Annotated in this window: 13 protein-coding genes and 2 pseudogenes; 6 read left to right on the forward strand and 9 right to left on the reverse strand. The window is 41.7% G+C overall.

Translation table 11 applies throughout. The features are described 5' to 3' along the window. Position 1 precedes the first annotated feature (1 nt). The 5 genes from JCM15457_RS06170 to JCM15457_RS06190 are packed head-to-tail and all read right to left on the reverse strand — an operon-like array spanning position 2 to position 5601. Positions 2-1096 carry a prephenate dehydrogenase gene (locus JCM15457_RS06170; protein ID WP_034988478.1) on the reverse strand — a complete coding sequence of 365 codons (1095 nt, stop codon included), beginning with the start codon at positions 1094-1096 and terminating at the stop codon, positions 2-4. Continuing rightward, positions 1093-2415 (reverse strand): 3-phosphoshikimate 1-carboxyvinyltransferase, encoded by a 1323-nt coding sequence (gene aroA / locus JCM15457_RS06175; RefSeq protein WP_034988479.1) that lies wholly within the window; start codon positions 2413-2415, stop codon positions 1093-1095. Before aroA ends, JCM15457_RS06170 begins: the two co-directional genes overlap by 4 nt. Positions 2416-2420: 5 nt before the next feature. After that, complete coding sequence (locus tag JCM15457_RS06180) at positions 2421-2948, reverse strand: hypothetical protein (protein ID WP_034988480.1); 528 nt, start codon at positions 2946-2948, stop codon at positions 2421-2423. A gap of 16 nt (positions 2949-2964) precedes the next feature. Next, positions 2965-4131 (reverse strand): chorismate synthase, encoded by a 1167-nt coding sequence (gene aroC / locus JCM15457_RS06185; RefSeq protein ID WP_034988481.1) that lies wholly within the window; start codon positions 4129-4131, stop codon positions 2965-2967. A 39-nt stretch (positions 4132-4170) separates the two neighbouring features. Next, the gene (locus JCM15457_RS06190) at positions 4171-5601 is read right to left on the reverse strand and encodes an MFS transporter (protein ID WP_081778221.1); all 1431 of its coding nucleotides are present in this window, start codon (positions 5599-5601) and stop codon (positions 4171-4173) included. Between the two features lie 528 nt (positions 5602-6129). Here JCM15457_RS06190 and guaB point away from each other — a divergent pair. The 6 genes and pseudogenes from guaB (at position 6130) to JCM15457_RS06220 (ending at position 12700) form a co-directional block, all read left to right on the forward strand. Next, positions 6130-7613 (forward strand): annotated as a pseudogene (gene guaB / locus JCM15457_RS06195) (IMP dehydrogenase). A gap of 162 nt (positions 7614-7775) precedes the next feature. Next, on the forward strand, positions 7776-8495 hold the full coding sequence (locus tag JCM15457_RS06200; RefSeq protein WP_034988483.1) for a demethylmenaquinone methyltransferase: 720 nt from the start codon (positions 7776-7778) through the stop codon (positions 8493-8495). A 173-nt stretch (positions 8496-8668) separates the two neighbouring features. Beyond that, positions 8669-10263: pseudogene (locus tag JCM15457_RS06205) on the forward strand (APC family permease). 27 nt (positions 10264-10290) lie between these two features. Beyond that, the gene (locus JCM15457_RS06210) at positions 10291-11064 is read left to right on the forward strand and encodes a hypothetical protein (RefSeq protein ID WP_034988484.1); all 774 of its coding nucleotides are present in this window, start codon (positions 10291-10293) and stop codon (positions 11062-11064) included. A gap of 160 nt (positions 11065-11224) precedes the next feature. Then, complete coding sequence (locus tag JCM15457_RS06215) at positions 11225-12073, forward strand: PfkB family carbohydrate kinase (RefSeq protein ID WP_034988787.1); 849 nt, start codon at positions 11225-11227, stop codon at positions 12071-12073. A gap of 117 nt (positions 12074-12190) precedes the next feature. Continuing rightward, positions 12191-12700, forward strand: a complete 510-nt coding sequence (locus tag JCM15457_RS06220) for an ECF transporter S component (RefSeq protein WP_034988485.1) — start codon at positions 12191-12193, stop codon at positions 12698-12700. 845 nt (positions 12701-13545) lie between these two features. Here the strand turns inward: JCM15457_RS06220 and argF are convergent. The 4 genes from argF to argJ all read right to left on the reverse strand — a co-directional run bounded on the left by argF (position 13546) and on the right by argJ (position 17882). Continuing rightward, positions 13546-14562 carry an ornithine carbamoyltransferase gene (argF, locus tag JCM15457_RS06230; protein WP_034988487.1) on the reverse strand — a complete coding sequence of 339 codons (1017 nt, stop codon included), beginning with the start codon at positions 14560-14562 and terminating at the stop codon, positions 13546-13548. 164 nt (positions 14563-14726) lie between these two features. Beyond that, positions 14727-15878: an acetylornithine transaminase gene (gene argD / locus JCM15457_RS06235; RefSeq protein WP_034988488.1), complete on the reverse strand. Its 1152-nt coding sequence runs from the start codon at positions 15876-15878 to the stop codon at positions 14727-14729. A 2-nt stretch (positions 15879-15880) separates the two neighbouring features. After that, entirely contained in the window at positions 15881-16627 is a 747-nt protein-coding gene (gene argB, locus JCM15457_RS06240; RefSeq protein ID WP_034988489.1) for an acetylglutamate kinase, read from the reverse strand. A 52-nt stretch (positions 16628-16679) separates the two neighbouring features. Next, positions 16680-17882 (reverse strand): bifunctional glutamate N-acetyltransferase/amino-acid acetyltransferase ArgJ, encoded by a 1203-nt coding sequence (gene argJ / locus JCM15457_RS06245; protein ID WP_034988490.1) that lies wholly within the window; start codon positions 17880-17882, stop codon positions 16680-16682. Positions 17883-17897 lie beyond the last annotated feature (15 nt).

The following is a 17897-nucleotide window of genomic DNA, read 5'->3' on the forward strand; positions in this document are numbered from 1 at the left end:
TTCAATCCCTTCTTAAAACAACGTAATTTTTTTGTGTGAGTAATTTTTCTGCCTTAAGTCGATCTTCCTCGCGCATAAAGGTAAGCTGCAAGACACCATCAATATCTTCTCTAATTTCCAAAATATGAATGTTGACAAGGCTGATTTTATTAAACGCAAGTAATTGTGTAATAGAGGCAATGGAGCCAATTCGGTCTGGAATGTTAATGAAAAGATCGAAGAAGTCAGGTAATTGCCCCAATTTTTTTGGCCCAAGCTTGTCACGACTATGCTTGGCGGATTCGAAGAAAGAAAATATTTGCTCATGGTCATTTTGTACGATGGCTTGCTCAATCTTATTCAGCTCGTTGATATATCGTTCGAGCTGCTGCACAATGATTGCAGAATTAGATTGCAGTATCGAACTCCACATTGTCGGATCAGAAGAAGCAATCCGAGTGATCGATTTAAAACCACCAGCTGCCATACGCATCCCTAAGGGCGAATCAGCAAAGAAATTCTGTGTTTGATTGACAAGAGCAGCAGCAATCACATGTGGCAAATGACTGATTTGCCCGACCAACTGGTCATGTTCTTCAGCGGAGATCAGCAGCCATTTGACCTTTGTTGCTTGGAGTAACTCTTGTAGTTGCAGGTAAGCAGGATCAGCAGCATTTGTCTTAATCATGAAGTAAAAAGCATTTTCAAAAAGATCGGCTCGCCCAGCCGTTACACCAGTTTTATGCGAGCCAGCCATTGGATGTCCCCCGATAAAGGTAATACCTTTATTTTGTAGAGGAAGAGCTGCCTTGAGAACTTTTTGTTTTGTGCTGCCAACATCAGTAACGATAACATCTCTTTTTAGCGGCATGTTAGCCAGCTGCCGAAGATCTTTAATTATTTCGTCAACTGGGGTAGCTAAGATAATAAAATCGGCAGTTTGTGCCCCGATTAGGTCAGCAGTAATGTGATCGACCAATTTATGCTCAAGTGCATATGAACAGGTTTCCTTTTCTGTGTCACAGCCGATGATTTTATAGGCAGGATGCTGTTTGCGGATCGCTCTGACCAAGGAACTTCCGATCAAACCTAGTCCTTTGATAAAAACAGTGGTCATGTCAGATCACACTCCCGTTTTTGATTGAGTAATGAATTCAGGTCAGCAAAAAAAGCAGGATATGAAACGGAGACAGCTTCGGGTTCGTTCAGTGAAAGGCGAGTAGTTGAACGCAGGGCAGCAATTGCCATCATCATTCCGATTCGATGGTCGCCGTGACTATCTAAAATGGGGTCGTTGATTCTCCATACAGGCTGCCCCTCAATAATCATGCCATCGGGCAGTTCCTTCACTGGCACACCTAACTTATGCAGCTCTTGGGTAACTGTTGCAATTCTGTCGGTTTCTTTGAAACGCAGTTCTTGTGCACCAGTGATGGTACTTTGTCCATGAGCGCACGCGGCGAGCAGTGCTATCAAGGGCAATTCATCAATGATTGCAGGAATATCTTCTTCACCTAGTTTAATCGGTGAGAGCGGAGCAGACTTAACTCGAAGATTGGCTACAGGTTCTCCTTGGGATGCAAGCTCATGGACCTGAATATCTGCCCCCATTTTTAATAGGGCGTCTAAGATCCCAGTTCGAGTTTTATTGATATTGACATTACGTAAGGTTATGTCTGAGTTGGGAATAATAGTTCCTGCTACAAGGAAAAAAGCAGCGGAGGACATATCACCTGGAACAGTGATGGTTTGGCCCTTAAGATCAGGCTGAGGTTCCACTGTGATAGTTAGCTTGTCTGAGGCTGTTTGAACATTAGCTCCGAACTTGCGCAACATTCGTTCTGTATGGTCTCGTGTAGGAATTTTTTCGATAATGGTTGAAGGTCCATCTGCCAGTAAAGCTGCGAGAATCAGTGCACTTTTCACTTGTGCACTTGCAATCTGTAATTTGATATCAGCTCCGTGAAGCGAGCGCCCAACAATCTTAACGGGAAGAGTCCCAGCGGCGGTCGTTTGAATGTCTGCACCCATCGTCGTTAAAGGATCGCTAACTCGGCGCATTGGCCTTTTTTGCAGTGATGAATCGCCATTCAATTCGCTCTGAAAATTCTGACCAGCAAGCAGTCCCATTATCAGTCTGGTCGTTGTTCCAGAATTACCCATGTCGAGCGGACCAGCAGGTTGTTTCAATCCATGAAGACCCTTGCCATGTACGATAATGTCTGCTCCATGCTGTGCAACATCGATTCCCAACGCACGAATTGCTTGAAGTGTGTTCAGACAATCATTAGAATGCAAAAAATGTTTGATGACTGTTTCTCCATTGCTGATTGCACCTATTAGAAGTGCACGGTGAGATATGCTTTTATCCCCAGGGAGCAGCAATGTTCCGTGTAAGCCCAATTTTGGCAAGGCGGATAGTTCTCTTTTCGTCATTTTAATTACCCCTTAATTTGATATAGACTCCAGATCATCTGTGGTTCATAACGGGCGACGATCTTTTCATTGGGAGAAAGTGCAATGTTTTTTTCATTTGTCAGTACATATTGCCCATCACAAAGATATTGTTGATAAGCAAGATATTTACTGGAAGAATAACGCATATGCTGCAGTTTGACCTTGGAAGTCAAGAGTTTAGCTGTTGCGGGATGTGAATAGGCGATACCATTTTTTCGAGTACAATTTTCAATAATTACCAAGGGGTTTAAGCGATGCATAAAGCAATCTTGCAAAAGCAACTGATCCAGATACTGATAATGTAATTCACCCCAGGTGATGTTTAACGCTGCGGATTTAAAAGCAGTTGGAACTAGGAAAAAATCATTCTGGTACTGTGAGAAACATTGGATAATTTCTGCGTAACTATCATGTAGCGTAATTTGTGCTTTTCCTGCCAGTTTTTGTTGTACATAATAATGGGCGGCATCATTACTATCTGTTTCCTGCGGACCTAAGGTATGAATGATCACTGAACTCACCTCGAAATTAATATTCTTTTAATTCGCGACGGTAGTCTGCTAACTCTTCTTGCAGGCGGTGCATATTGCTACTTTCAAAAGTATCAGTAATGATTTTAGCCAATTCGATTGCAATTACACTTTCGATAACAATTGATGCGGGAACGATCGCCGTCGTATCTGAACGCTCAACATTTGCTTTTTGAACCTCGCGTGTTTTGAGGTTAACGCTTTGAAGTGCTTTGTAAAGCGTCGGGATCGGCTTCATAGCAGCTTGAACTATGATAGGCATCCCATTCGTCATTCCTCCTTCAAAACCTCCAAGGTGGTTAGATAGTCTGCTCCATCCTTCATTTTTGTCCCAAGCAATGGGATCCATCACTTCACTGCCGAAATTTGCAGCAGCAGAGAAGCCATCACCAATTGCAACGCCCTTCATAGCATTAACGCCCATAACAGCAGCGGCAAGTTTAGCATCTAATTTTGTATCCCAACTGGTATAGCTGCCCAAGCCGGCTGGAACATTTTCTGCAACGACCCGAATGATTCCCCCTAGAGTGTTACCTGCGCGCTTGGTATTGTCAATCAATTCATGAATTACCGCAACTTGCTGTTCATCTAGAATTCGTAAGTCGTTTTGGTTTATCTTCTTTTCTATTTGTAAAACATCAGTTGGTAAATTCTGAGAGCCGCTGATCTTGCCGATCTGTTGGACGTAGCCGATTAAATGTATCCCTAATTGCTGCAACAGTTGCTTACAAATTGACCCAATAGCGACGCGCATCGCTGTTTCTCGAGCTGAAGAACGTTCTAGTACATTGCGCAGATCGTGATGCCGATATTTCATTCCGCCAACAAGATCTGCATGTCCTGGCCGGGGCCGTTCAACGCGGCGCAGCGTATTTTCAGGAGTCTCAGGGCTGACAGGATCCATAATTTTAGACCAATGCGCATGGTCACGATTTTGAATAGTCAGTGCTAAGGGAGAACCGAGCGTGATCCCATGACGCAGTCCTCCAACGATTTGAACCTGATCATGCTCTATTTTTTGGCGATTCCCCCGGCCATAACCTCCTTGACGAGCTGCCAAAGCCTGATTAATCTGAGTTACGTCAATTTTAAGCCCGGCGGGAACACCTTCAATAATTCCAGTAAGTTGTGGGCCGTGTGATTCACCAGCAGTTAAAAAGTACATAAAATTCTACCTCCATTGGATTAAACTTGTAATTTTTGTCTAGTCATTATTTTGCCGTTTATCTTCTTGATACTTGCGTGAAGAGGCCATTATGGTGCCATAGATTTCCTGCAGATAAGGAACTATCTTTTGGTCAGAACAGTTTGCAGCAACATTAGCTTTTACTTTTTCTTCACGTTTGCTATCGAGCACAGGGACCTTTACTTCCTCTTTGAGAAGGCCGATCGTCTTCACTGCTTTAAAGCGGCGAACTAGCAACCGAACGATTATTTTGTCTAGAAGTGAAACAGTTCTCCTGGAGCTTGCAAGAGTCTTTTGGTGACCTAGAGCAATACGGACGATCACGACGAGAATCAGGCTGGCACTGCCGATCAGCAAGTCGAATTCCAAAGCTGCAGCAACGCTTTTTTGTGAAAGCCATCCTGTAACAACTGGAATGGTGAAAGAGGCGAAACTTCCAAAAGTGAAGAAAATACCTGTAATTAATCCTTTCGTTCGAGGATAAAGTTTCAAGAAAGTGTTAAGCCCAACTTGCATGATACCGCTGGCGGCTGTTAGGCCAAAGATGAAAGCTGCAAGATGTGTTAACCATGTTATATGTATAAAACAAATAATGGCTAGCGAAATAAGTGCAGCTGCATTCAGGTAAACCAGCAGTGTTAGTTCTGAAAAGTGCTTATGCAGCAGCCAGAACATAATCAAAACACCGCTGATCGAACCTATGCTGTAAAGCGAAAGTAGAAAATGCGAAGCAATATTGCCCATATGCAGGACCTCAGTTGCATACATTGTTATCCATTGTGTGAAGAGGATCATTAGAGCCATTGAGGTGTAGCCATAAAGTGCGAGCGCAACAGTTATTATGATTTTTTTAGCTTTACTGAGTCCTTTCCAAGTCCCAAGCATAGCTGACTGAGTTTGATTTGCCTTGGGAAACTTCAACGGCAGCAATAGGAAGAAGTTGATAATCAAAACGAGAGCTGCGAAGATGAAAGACCAGCCAAACCACAAGCTGTTATTTTCCAGTGAAGCGACAAGAAGAGGCAGGATGAATTCACCTAACGACATAAAAGCTTTTATCAGGACGTTTGAGGCACTTTCACTTCCGCCTAATTCAACGAAGGTTGTATATGTGCCTGAATCAAGAGCTGAGTTTGCAATACCAGCTACAATTGCTAGTAAATAAGCTACTTGAATGTTGGGAGCAACCAGCATTCCAAGAAAGAAGATACAGTAGCAGCCCATTCCTAAGAAGATAAAATTTTTACGGCCATAGCGATCGGACAAAGCGCCTAAAATCAAATAAGCGATAAGACGCCCGATTCCTACACCGGATATGACATAAGAGACAGTCGCCAGTGGGGTCTGCCACAACTTGCCTAAAGATTCCATGTTTTGTGCTAAGATGATTAAGCCGATTCCATGGACGAAGTAATTTAGATAAAGGCTCAGTGAGAGCCGTTGTCGCATGTGTAAATTCATTAAAGTTCCTCCTTAATAAAAAACAAAAACCAGCTAGATTTTAAATCTAGCTGGTTTGATAGTCATTAATTAAGGAAACAAAGAACCTATGCGACCAGCTAGACTTTTATTGAGTGTCTAACTGGCAAAGCAAAACAACCTTGCAACTTTAGACACGAACGTGTGATCAACGCCCGCATCTTAAAGTACGGACGCCTACATAAAGTAAGCAAAGCCATAATAATATGAACTTGTGTTAAAAGTCCGGTTATTTTCCAAGGTCGTTATTCCTTTCCTGTTGATAATTCTTGGAATAATTAAAACATTATTAATACTTTAAGTCAATACGTAATTTTAAATTAATCACTTTTGTGAAAAAAGAAGAATAAAAACAACTATATTATGTCTTCTGATCAAACAGAAAATATTTTTTTGCTTTTTTCTAGCTGTTTTTCTGAAAAATAGATGAGAATACTTGCTTTTATTGATAAAATTGGTTAAGTTAGAAAATAAAATATTAAAAGGAGCGCTATCGTAATGTCCAATTGGGATACTAAATTTGCGAAAAAAGGATTTACTTTTGACGATGTTCTACTAATACCGGCGGAAAGCATGTTTTACCGAATGATGTTGATTTAACTGTGCAACTTGCTAAGAATATCAGATTGAATATCCCGATCATTAGTGCTGGAATGGATACTGTTACAGAGTCTGCGATGGCAATCGCAATGGCTCGTCAGGGCGGCTTAGGTGTTATCCATAAGAATATGACAATTGAACGTCAAGCGGATGAGGTTCGCAAAGTTAAACGTTCTGAAAGTGGAGTTATTATCGATCCCTTCTTTTTGACACCTGGCAACTCCGTAGCTGAAGCAGAAGGCCTAATGAAGAAGTACCGCATCAGCGGTGTCCCAATTGTTGATACATTGCAAAATCGTAAGTTTGTCGGCATCATTACGAATCGTGACCTGCGATTTGTTAACGATCTTACTGTGGCTATTGATACAGTAATGACTAAAGAAAATCTTGTTACTGCGCCGGAAGGCACTTCGTTGAAAACTGCCGAAGCTATTCTGCAGAAACATAAGATAGAAAAACTGCCAATGGTTGATAAGGATGGCAGGTTAACGGGTCTGATAACGATTAAAGACATTGAAAAGGTTGTAGAATTTCCTAATGCTGCCAAAGATGAACATGGACGTTTGCTGGTGGCTGCCGCAGTTGGTGTAACAAGTGATACCTTCGACCGTGCACGAGCATTATTGGATGCCGGAGTAGATGCCATTGTTATTGATACAGCTCATGGGCACTCTGCGGGTGTTATCCGCAAGATCAAAGAAATTCGGCAGAAGTTCCCAGAAGCTACTTTGATTGCTGGTAATGTGGCAACTGCTGCGGCAACGAAAGCACTTTACGATGTTGGTGTGGATATCGTCAAGGTTGGTATTGGACCGGGATCGATTTGTACGACACGTATCGTTGCTGGTGTTGGTGTACCGCAATTGACAGCTATTTATGATGCTGCGAGTGTGGCACGTGAATATGGTAAGACCATTATTGCTGATGGAGGAATCAAGTACTCTGGTGATATCGTTAAGGCCTTGGCAGCAGGCGGAAATGCCGTAATGCTTGGTGGGATGCTTGCCGGTACTGATGAGGCACCTGGTGAAACAGAGATCTATCAAGGACGTCGTTTCAAGACCTACCGCGGTATGGGCAGCTTAGGGGCTATGGACAGTAAACATGGCTCATCTGACCGTTACTTCCAGAGTGGAGTGAATGAGGCTAACAAACTTGTGCCTGAAGGAATTGAAGGCCGTGTTGCATATAAAGGCAGTCTTTCAGATATGGTTTATCAGCTAGTTGGAGGCCTGCGTGCCGGAATGGGCTATGTAGGTGCTGGACATCTTAAAGAATTGCAGGATGATGCACAGTTTGTTCAAATCTCTAATGCAGGTTTGCTTGAATCTCATCCGCATGATGTTCAAATTACAAAAGAATCACCTAATTACAGTAAATAATAATTGATTTACATGAATCAAGGACCAGTTCGGCGCAGTTGTGCTGAGCTGGTTTTTTATAGCCTTCAATTTGAACAACGATATTTTTCGCGAGTGAAACGGGATGTGGTAACATGTTTTTAAAGAGAAAGATACAGCACATGCTGCAAAGGAGTCTTTTAGATGGTACAAACAAATAACACACCCCAAAAACAGGTACATTCACTATTTGATAGGGTCGCACCAAAATATGATAAGATGAATAACCTGATAACTTTAGGGTTGCATCGACGTTGGCGTGCTAAAACAATGGAAAAATTAAATGTGAAAAAGGGAGATTTTGCACTAGATTTGTGTTGTGGAACAGGAGATCTGACTCTGGATTTAGCACGAAGAGTTGGTCCAAGCGGACATGTAGTGGCACTTGACTTAAGTGCTGAGATGTTGAAGTTAGCTAAAGAAAAGGTGAAAACGGCTCATTTGAATGACCGAGTAACTCTTATAGAAGGTGATTCAATGCATCTTCCCTTTGAAGACGACCATTTTGATATTACGACGATTGGTTTTGGATTGCGCAATGTTCCCGATGCAGATCAGGTCTTACGCGAAATGGTGCGAGTAATTAGACCGGGTGGAAAAGTTGCGTGCTTAGAAACATCGCAGCCGCAACAACCGCTTATCCGTTTAGGCTGGGAAGGGTATTTTCATGTAGTACCGCTGATGGCTAAAATGACTGGTAGCCGTTACCAAGACTACGACTATCTGCAAAAAACGACGAAGTCTTTTGTTTCAGTGCAAAAACTAGCTGAAATGTTTGCAGCAGCTGGAATGGAAAGTGTCAAATATTCCCTTTTTACTTTTGGTGCAGGGGCTTTGCATATCGGTAAAAAGAAAATGAGCTAGATTATTTGCGACTAAAATTAATACTGCTGCATTGTTGACAGAAATTTGATTTCAAAAAAGAGATAAGAACCAGTCTAAAAAAATGACTACTAATTGATCGCAGCAGGTGGCGGTATATCTTTATTTACTGTGGTATAATTAACCATTGAATTTTAAATAAAGGGGAGAAAAGAATGCCGCGTAAGATGAGTTTGTTTTCGATCGTGATGCTGACCTTGAGCGCAATTATTGGTTCGGGGTGGCTGTTTGGCTCGGGAATGGCCGCACATATTGCCGGACCCGCAGCAATTCTCTCTTGGATATTGGGCGGCATAATAATTGGTGTTATCGCCCTGAACTATATTGAATTAGGGACGATGTTTCCAACTAGCGGAGGAATGAGCCAATATGCATCATTTTCTCATGGCCCTTTGTTGGGCTTTGTTGCTGGTTGGGCGAACTGGATCTCACTGTTAACTATTATTCCGATTGAGGCAGTTGCTGCAGTTCAATATATGAGTTCATGGCCGTGGGCTTGGGCTAATTGGACACGAGTGTTCATTGAAAAGGGTGATATTACAAATCTAGGCTTAACCGTTGTTTTTTTATTTATGCTTGCATTTACATTATTGAATTTTTGGTCAATACGTCTTTTAACGAGTTTTACTAGTCTGATTTCTATTTTTAAAATCATTATTCCACTGCTGACGATTATTATTCTTTTGATGTCAGGTTTTCATTCCACTAATTTTCATACGGCGGCAGGTTTTATGCCTTATGGAAGCGCAGCACTTTTTACAGCCACAACTTCGGCGGGAATCATTTTTTCATACAATGCTTTTCAGACAACGATTAATATGGGAAACGAGATCGAGAAACCAGAGAAAAATATTTTCTGGGGAATTGTGATTGCATTTGGAATTAGCATGGTGATTTATACATTTTTGCAGGTTGCTTTTATTGGTGCTGTCCCGGCGCAAAGACTTGAAACTGCTGGCTGGCAAGGGATCAGTTTCCAGTCTCCTTTTGCCGATATAGCAATTCTGCTCAATCTATCGTGGCTGGCTAATTTATTGTATCTAGATGCTTTTATTTCACCATTTGGAACTGGCGTTTCGTTTGTTGCAACTACTTCGCGAGCTTTGGCTGCAATGACACAAACTAGGCATTTACCGACAAAACTAGGGCAACTGAATCAGAAATATAAAACGCCACGAAGAGCAATGGTGGTCAATTTGTTTTTGGGAGTTTTGATGGTTGCGGCTTTTCGTAATTGGGGAACACTGTCAAATGTTATTTCAACTTCTACCTTGATTGCATATTTGACTGGACCGGTCACTCTGATGTCCTTTCGGAAGCGTGGAATTAACCTTAAGAGACCATTTCGCTTGCATGGAGCAGTATTTTTAGCTCCTGTGGCATATACATTAGCTAGCTTAGCAATTTACTGGGCAAAGTGGCCGACAACTATTGAAGTTTTTGGTGTAATTGCACTTGGACTGGTTTTTTATACTTTTTATGAGTTGCGGCAATCATCAAACAGGAAGAAACTCGTTTTGAGTCTTCGCGGGACACGCTGGCTCTTTTGTGAAATGGTATGGTTAACGATGATGTCTTGATAGGTAGTAAACAGTTTGGCGGCAGTGGTTTACTGCCGTACCCAATAGATTTCGCCTTTGTAGCTTTTGGCAGCGTCGGGTGCTACTTCATGGGCGTGCATGATAGTTACACCAGCCGTGAAACGATGCTCGCGTATGAGCTGAATCAGCAGGTGAAAATGAATAAATAACGACAAAAAAATGTTTGTGGAGGTCATATGAGAAGAATTATTTTGGCGGAAATACTAGTAGCTGCGGTAATCTGGCTAGCTTTTTTTCACGTAACGGCAGCGGCGGCGACAACTACATATCACGCAGATTACACGATTAGACAACCAATCAGTAATAAAAAAGCAGAACTTGATGTGTATTTCAATAAACCAGCAACTGTCAGTATAGAAGAGAATGAACATTATAGAGTTACAATCAGTATCGTCACTAATCATGATCTCGGTTCATTTCCTTTTCAAATACTGAGAATCAATGGATTGCTGCCGAAAGTTGAGAAAAAAACGCTAGGGCAGCAGGATTATTATACATTTTCATTCATTACGCAAGATATCCATCAAAAAATATACGGAGTACTTAGAGCAGATATAGATAGTAGCAATTACCATTATCAAGGCGGTTTCAACCTAGATTTAGATGCAAGAAAGATTCCTACACTTGCACAAATAAGTGAGAGAAAGAGTCTGGCACCGAATGCGAATCCTTCGAAGAAGAGCACAGAGGAAAGCGAACTAGTGCACAGTTCTTCAATAGAAACCCAACAGACTGCGCCGGACAAACAGAAAACTGGGGAAAATGCAAAGTCTTCAGGCCAAGCTCAGAAAAGCAGCTCTGAAAATACTGACAACAAGGCAGCAGTAAAAGAAAAAGCAAACAAAGAAAATAAAAAAACAAATGAAACAGGCAAAATACTTTTGGCAATTGGAATTGTTATTGCACTTGGTATCGGCGGTTGGGGGTTATTGTCAAATTACCGTAGCTGATAGCAACGAAGTTATACAACAAACGAATCGAAGAATTTTTGAATAATGCGAGAAAAGTGGCAGAACTAGAGTGATTTTCGGTTCTCGCTTTTTTGTATAGGTTATTCGGGTTATTGAAGGGCAATTAGGTAAAACGAAGGGTGGTGCAATAGTGAAAGGCATGAAAAAAAGGGGGCGGTTGCTGCTTGCAGAGGATATATCGGCTATTGGAAGTCTGTCGACAACGGTCGCGTTACCACTGTTAGTGCTGCAAGGCATCACACCAGCATTGTTGCCGACCAGTATTTTATCAACTCAAAGTGAAGGCTATGGTCAGCCTATTAGTTTACCAGTAGCACAGTGGGTGCCACGTGTTTTACAGCATTGGAATCAGCAAAAGCTTAAGATTGATGGTGCTCTGATTGGATACATTGGAGATTTGCAGGTTGGAAAAAGATTAGTTACATTTTTGACGAAAAATAAGTTGCCGTTTGTTTTTATTGACCCTGTTTTCGCAGATGGTGGGAAGTTATATCCAAATTTGGCGGCGACACAGTTAGAGATTATGTGTCAGTTGATTCAACAGGCTCACATTATTACTCCAAATTACACTGAAGCTCTTCTCTTAACAGCCGGAAGAATAGAAAGTGAAGGGGATCAGCAGCAGGCCTTTAGTGAGTGTGAATTATTAGAGCGTTTAGAGAAGATGATGCAGCACCATGGAAGGGCAGTCATCACAGGGGTTGAGCAAGCAGGAAAAATTGGTTGTATTTGGCGCGATGAGAATGGTTGTGTAAGGAGAAGTATGTTTCCGCGGCTACACGGTCATTTTTATGGAAGTGGTGACGTTTTCGCGGCTTTGTTGACAGCTTTTCTTTGGAAAGGTCGACCGTTCTCAGAGTCTGTTAGTGAAGCAACCCTTTTGACTTATCAAGCCCTGAAAGACACAGCTGATGCCAATATCGAACGACGTGCTGGAATTGACATAAGTGGAATCATGCGTGAATTGGCTCAAAAAAATACAGATTAGACTAGAATATGCAGCAGTAAGTGGTATAATGTTGATTAATAATTGATGAGAAAATTAAAAAATGCTGTAATTTATCATTCTTAAACACTGAGGTTGTAAAGGGGGACATGTACTGATATGGAGCAAAAAAATAATTCTTTTTCTTTGAAACGTTTGACAGTAGTAGCTGTTCTAATTGCTGTAAATGTTGTTATCGCAAGAGTATTTTTAATACCAATACCAATGACGCACGGCTATATAAATTTATGTGATGCGGGGATTTTTATTGCTGCATTGTTATTTGGAAAACGTGAAGGAGCAATCGTTGGCGGATTGAGCGGATTTTTACTGGATCTGCTGGCTGGGTACCCGCAGTACATGTTGTTTTCTTTGATTATTCACGGGTTGGAAGGCTACTTGGCTGGCTTGCTTGGTGCGGATAGGGGGAAATCCTCGTTCTTACTGTCAGCCTTTGTAGGGATTCTTGTAATGGTCGGGGGGTACTTGGTAGCAGATTCTATTCTATACACGTTGCAGACCGGTTTAGTGGGTGTTCCAACTAATCTATTCCAAGGTATCGTTGGGGCATTAGTGGCATTGCCTGTTTACTATCGGCTTAATAGCGGTGTTACCAGCCATAATAAATAATATTAAGAAAGAACTTTGACAAAATGAGGTGTGTCAATAGTCCAATAGTCGCTTTTTTTAGTTTAGGTGTGGATCATGGCAGAAGCAAAAGCATGTTAGCAGGCTTGGCTGTTCACACATTTTTTATGTGGGAACACAGCTGAAGAACTCATTTTTTGGAGTAAACATGCTTATTTTTTTAAATGATAGCTAAGTGTTACGATCTCTAAAATTTTAGAGGCGGTTTCAGACTGAGAATGTGGGCGATAAAGTATGCTTCTATGCTCAATTTATTAGAATAAGATTTTTTGGTTGAACATGGAATCAGGAACCTTAGCGAAAATGGGAAAAAGTTCTTGGAGTAGTCAGCATTCTAAACACGAAGCGGAAACTATAGCAAGATAATGTTGTGCAGTTCATGCTCTTTGAAAAGGAAAGCCAAAGATGAAAATATGAACACAAAAAAGATCTGATATTAATTAAATCAGGTCTTTTTGTGTTTATTATAAGCGAACTAAGTAAAAGCCCAGCACTGCAAGAACTACTTGCCAGAGACACAAAACAGCCTTTAGTTTTGCATAGCGGGAGGAACTGGAGGAAGCGTAGAAAAAGTGAAACAACAGTTTTTCGTTAAGCAGTGCGGTTCCAAAATTCCATGCTAGAAACAAAAATCTTGCTGTCAGTGGTTCTCTGCTCAAAAAAAGGTCGATGATAGCAATAATGGTAAAAAATGCAGTAACTGAGTAACGGTTTAGAAGAACCAGAAACTTAGGTGGTGTTGGCATGATGCTCAGATCCTTTTCTTATCTCTTAAACTAGGATCATAGTAACATATATTAAAATTCAAAAACAATTTTTTTATTGTTTTAAAAAATACTTTCTGGTATAAAAGGTTTCCCTAATGTGACGGACATAATTGACTTGATGGCGTGCATACGGTTGGCTGCTTCTTGAAATACAACGGACTTTGTACTCTGAAAGACATCATCTGTTATCTCAAGTGCATCAAGATGATGTGATTTCAATAATTGAGCACCAATCGTTGTTTGAGTATCGTGAAAAGCAGGCAGGCAATGAAGAACAATTGTTTCTTCTTTCCCTGTTTGTGCCAAGAGGTCTTCATTGATCTGGTAGGGTAGCAATTGTGTGATTCGCTTATCGTAATCAACATCTTCGCCCATTGAAACCCATACATCAGTGTAGAGAGCATCAGCATTCTTGACAGCGGCTGTGACATCTTCAGTGACCAGTATTTGGGCACCGCTTTTCGCAGCTGCATTCTGTGCAATTTCAAGGACAGAGGCGGTGGGCTGGAGTTCGTTGGGGGCTCCAATATGAATGTTAATTCCTAGGATAGCGCCGGTAACCAGAAGGCTGTTGGCAACATTATTACGGCCGTCGCCAACATATGTTAATGTTAAGCCTTCTAGACTGCCGAAGTGTTCTTTGAGGGTCATAAAATCAGCTATCATTTGCGTTGGATGCCAATCATCTGTCAAACCGTTCCAAACAGGGACACCACTGTATGCAGCGAGGTCTGCGACAGTTTTTTGCTTGAAACCGCGAAATTCGATTCCATCGAACATGCCGCCCAAGACTTTAGCGGTATCAGCAACCGATTCTTTATTACCAAATTGAATATCGTTTTTGCCGAGGAATTCAGGATGAGCACCAAGGTCATTTGCTGCAACGGTGAAGGCGGAACGCGTCCGCGTTGAAGATTTTTCAAACAATAATGCAATATTTTTTCCCGCAAGGTACTGGTGCGGAATGTTTTGCTGCTTTAGACTCTTAAGGTGAATAGCAAAATCAATTAGGTAATTGATTTCAGCTGCCGAAAAGTCGGTTTCTTTTAGAAAAGACTTGCCATAGAAATGATTCATTGTGAACCCTCCAGTATGATGTGAATAATATGTTTTTACAGCTCATTCAAGTTAACTCAGTCTTACGTTAATTATGGTTCGCAAGAGTGAAGACGCACTGCTTTTTGAAATAAAATTCAGCAGATGCATTTTTTTTTACGTTCTTGCGGAACACTGCCAAAGTTTTATTGACCAATCACTGTGTTAACCAATGTTTCCTTGATAACATGGACTGCACGCAACAATTCTGAGCCGGTAATAATAAGTGGAGGCAGTAAACGCAAAGTATTATCCCGCGATGAGAGTGTTAAGATACCTTGCTTGTGCAAGCTAGTGATTACTTTGCCAACTTCAATGTCGGATTTTAGATGAATACCGACCATTAGACCTTTGCCGGAAATACCATTCACTAGTTCTAATGGTTGAATTTCTTTCTCTAAATAGTGCCAGAAGAAAAGGGCTTTTTGCTGTACAGCTTCCAGAAAATCATCGTTTAGAATATTCAAAACTGCTGTTGCGGAGGCCATTGCAAGTGGGTTGCCGCCAAAAGTTGTTCCATGGCTTCCTGGCCCAAAGGCAGCCGCCAACTCAGTTTTTCCAATCATTGCGCCAACGGGAATGCCATTAGCCAGTCCCTTAGCTGAAGTCACAATATCGGGATCAAGGTTGTAATTCTGGTAGGCAAATAATTTTCCGGTTCGTCCCATTCCAGTCTGGACCTCATCAATAATCAAGAGAACCTTTTGTTCTTTACATTTTGCAGCGACAGCTTCAAGCCAATCCGGATCGCCATTGACTACACCGCCTTCACCTTGAATTACCTCTAGAATGACAGCAGCGAGCTCAGGTGTTATTTGTGTAAGTGCGTCTGGTGCATTGTACTCTGCAAATTTGATATCAGGCACGAATGGTCCGAAACCTTCTTTGATCTTTTCGTTGCCAGTCATAGAAAGTGAACCATAGCTGCGACCATGAAATGAATGGTCGAATGCAAGAATAGAGCTTTTTCCGGTTGCTTTACGTGCCAATTTTAAGGCTGCTTCGTTGGCCTCAGTTCCGGAATTACAGAAGTAGACATCTTTATCCTCGTCCTTAACTAGTAATGAAGCTGCTTTTTCTTGAAGCTCGCTATTATATAAGTTAGATGTATGCCATACTTTATCCAATTGTGCTTTAACAGCGTTTTTGATAGGGGTAGTGTTGTATCCAAGGTTGCACACTCCAATACCGCTGGTAAGGTCGAGGTATTGCTGACCGTTGTTATCAGTTAAAGTGACCCCGTTACCTTTTACTATTTCGAATGGGAAACGTTTATATGTCGGGAAAATATGTTTCATCTTTAATCTTCTCCTTCCTGGGTGATAAGTGTTCCAGATGTAGTTAGTTTATTGGTGATCGAGACATGTTCGACCCCTGTTTGAAATGCTTGGAAAGCTGCTGTTATTTTGGGCTGCATTCCATTTGTAATAATTTTTTTATTTCGCAAATTATGGGCTACTTCGCGTGAAAGCTTGGGGACGATTTTACCGTTATTCAAAACACCGGGCACATCAGTCATGAGATAAAGTGCGGTTGCATTAAGAAGACTTGCAATATCGGCTGCTGCCGTATCTGCGTTGACGTTAAGCCATTGATTGGTCGAAGTCACTGCAAGCGGAGCAATAACCCCAATGTGTGTTGTCAGCAGTTTGTCAAGTAATTCTTTATTAATGGTCTTTATCTCTCCCACGTAACCATAAGTCTTTTTATCAAGAAAGTCACCGCCCAAAAGATTGTCATCGGCCGCGTTTAGGCCGATAGCTGGGATAGACTGTGCACTCAGTTCTTGCAGCAGTAGCGGTTGTGTTTTTCCAAGTAAAACCATCCGTGTAACATCGAGTGTCTGTTCATCGGAAACACGAATACCATTAAGTTTGCGAACAGGCAGATTCAGCTGCAATGATAGCTTTGAAATGCTGGAGCCACCACCATGAACGAGTAGAATTTTCTTGCCTTCAGACAACCATGTCCGTAATTGTTGATAAAATTCTGTTGTTAGTTGACTGATCGTGTTGCCACCAATTTTGATAACAATAAAATCTTTCATTCTGTAATCCTTTCTCTCTTGCGCTAAGTTATTAGCAAACTGTTTTTTGAGATTAGCTATGGTAAGCAGCGTTGATTTTGACGTAACCGTATGTTAAGTCACAACCCCATGCCTGTCCGTGGAACATACCGTTATGCAGGTCGACATCAATAGTGACTTTTGAACCCTTCAATGACTCGGCCGCAGCATCTCTGTCAAATTCAGCGGCTAGGCTTTGGTTAACAACCAGAATGTTGTTAAGCTTAATAGTTATTGTTTGGGGATCAAAAGCGGCATCTGTCGTACCGATTGTGCTCATAACGCGTCCCCAATTCGGATCATTGCCAAAAAGTGCAGCTTTAACAAGACTGGAGCCGACGATAGCTTTTGCAATTTTTTTGCCGTCTTGAACTGATGCAGCACCAGCAACATTGACCTCAACCAACTTGGTGGCACCTTCGCCATCAGCTGCAATGCTTTGCGCCAAAAATGCCAACACGTGATGAAGTGCTGCTTTGAAAATGGTTAAAGAATGCGACGAAGATGTTAGTATTTCGTTTTGGGCTGCACCGTTTGCAAGAGCAACTACCATATCATTGGTCGAAGTATCTCCATCAACTGTGATCTGGTTAAATGTTTCATCAGCCAGTTCACTGATGAGGTTTTGCAGTACAACGGGGCTGACAGCTGCATCGGTTGTGATGAAAGCGAGCATTGTAGCCATATTGGGATGGATCATGCCTGAACCTTTCGCAAAACCAGTCATGACACATTCCTGTTTTCCAAGCTTGAAAGAAACGCTGATCTTTTTTGAGCGGGTATCAGTTGTCATAACAGCTTCAGTAACAGTGTCGCTTTTTGTTCCCTGCAACTTCTTGATTCCTGCTGTTATTTTTTCCATTGGAAGATATGAACCAATCAAGCCAGTCGAGGCAACCCCGACAAGAGAAGGAGCAATATGCAATTTTTCAGCCACGAGCTGTTGTTCAACTGCCACATCTTTTTCGCCTTGTTTGCCGGTACATGAGTTGGCGAATACACTGTTCATAACGATAGCTTGTAATTGGTGGTTTTGTGTAACGATTTGTTTAGTAAGGGTAGTCGGTGCGGCACAAACCTTATTGGTAGTGTAGACACCTGCGGCCGCTGCGGGGATCTTTGAGTAGATCCAACCGAGATCAGGACGATTTTGCCGCATGCCAGTATTGACTCCATCGCTATAAAAGCCTTGTGGCCAAGTAAATTCTATTTCATGATATTCTTTTTCTGCATTCATAGTTGTTTCTCCTTT

The sequence above is a fragment of the Liquorilactobacillus sucicola DSM 21376 = JCM 15457 genome (assembly GCF_000612445.1).
GTDB lineage: Bacteria > Bacillota > Bacilli > Lactobacillales > Lactobacillaceae > Liquorilactobacillus > Liquorilactobacillus sucicola.

Excerpts from the sequence above, each read along its gene's own strand:
- JCM15457_RS06215 (WP_034988787.1), top strand. The coding sequence starts at position 11,225 with ATGAAAAAAAGGGGGCGGTTGCTGCTTGCAGAGGATATATCGGCTATT.
- argF (WP_034988487.1), bottom strand. The coding sequence starts at position 14,562 with ATGAATCATTTCTATGGCAAGTCTTTTCTAAAAGAAACCGACTTTTCG.
- JCM15457_RS06190 (WP_081778221.1), bottom strand. The coding sequence starts at position 5,601 with ATGCGACAACGGCTCTCACTGAGCCTTTATCTAAATTACTTCGTCCAT.
- JCM15457_RS06210 (WP_034988484.1), top strand. The coding sequence starts at position 10,291 with ATGAGAAGAATTATTTTGGCGGAAATACTAGTAGCTGCGGTAATCTGG.
- JCM15457_RS06170 (WP_034988478.1), bottom strand. The coding sequence starts at position 1,096 with ATGACCACTGTTTTTATCAAAGGACTAGGTTTGATCGGAAGTTCCTTG.
- JCM15457_RS06200 (WP_034988483.1), top strand. The coding sequence starts at position 7,776 with ATGGTACAAACAAATAACACACCCCAAAAACAGGTACATTCACTATTT.
- JCM15457_RS06220 (WP_034988485.1), top strand. The coding sequence starts at position 12,191 with ATGGAGCAAAAAAATAATTCTTTTTCTTTGAAACGTTTGACAGTAGTA.
- aroA (WP_034988479.1), bottom strand. The coding sequence starts at position 2,415 with ATGACGAAAAGAGAACTATCCGCCTTGCCAAAATTGGGCTTACACGGA.
- argB (WP_034988489.1), bottom strand. The coding sequence starts at position 16,627 with ATGAAAGATTTTATTGTTATCAAAATTGGTGGCAACACGATCAGTCAA.
- argJ (WP_034988490.1), bottom strand. The coding sequence starts at position 17,882 with ATGAATGCAGAAAAAGAATATCATGAAATAGAATTTACTTGGCCACAA.
- argD (WP_034988488.1), bottom strand. The coding sequence starts at position 15,878 with ATGAAACATATTTTCCCGACATATAAACGTTTCCCATTCGAAATAGTA.
- aroC (WP_034988481.1), bottom strand. The coding sequence starts at position 4,131 with ATGTACTTTTTAACTGCTGGTGAATCACACGGCCCACAACTTACTGGA.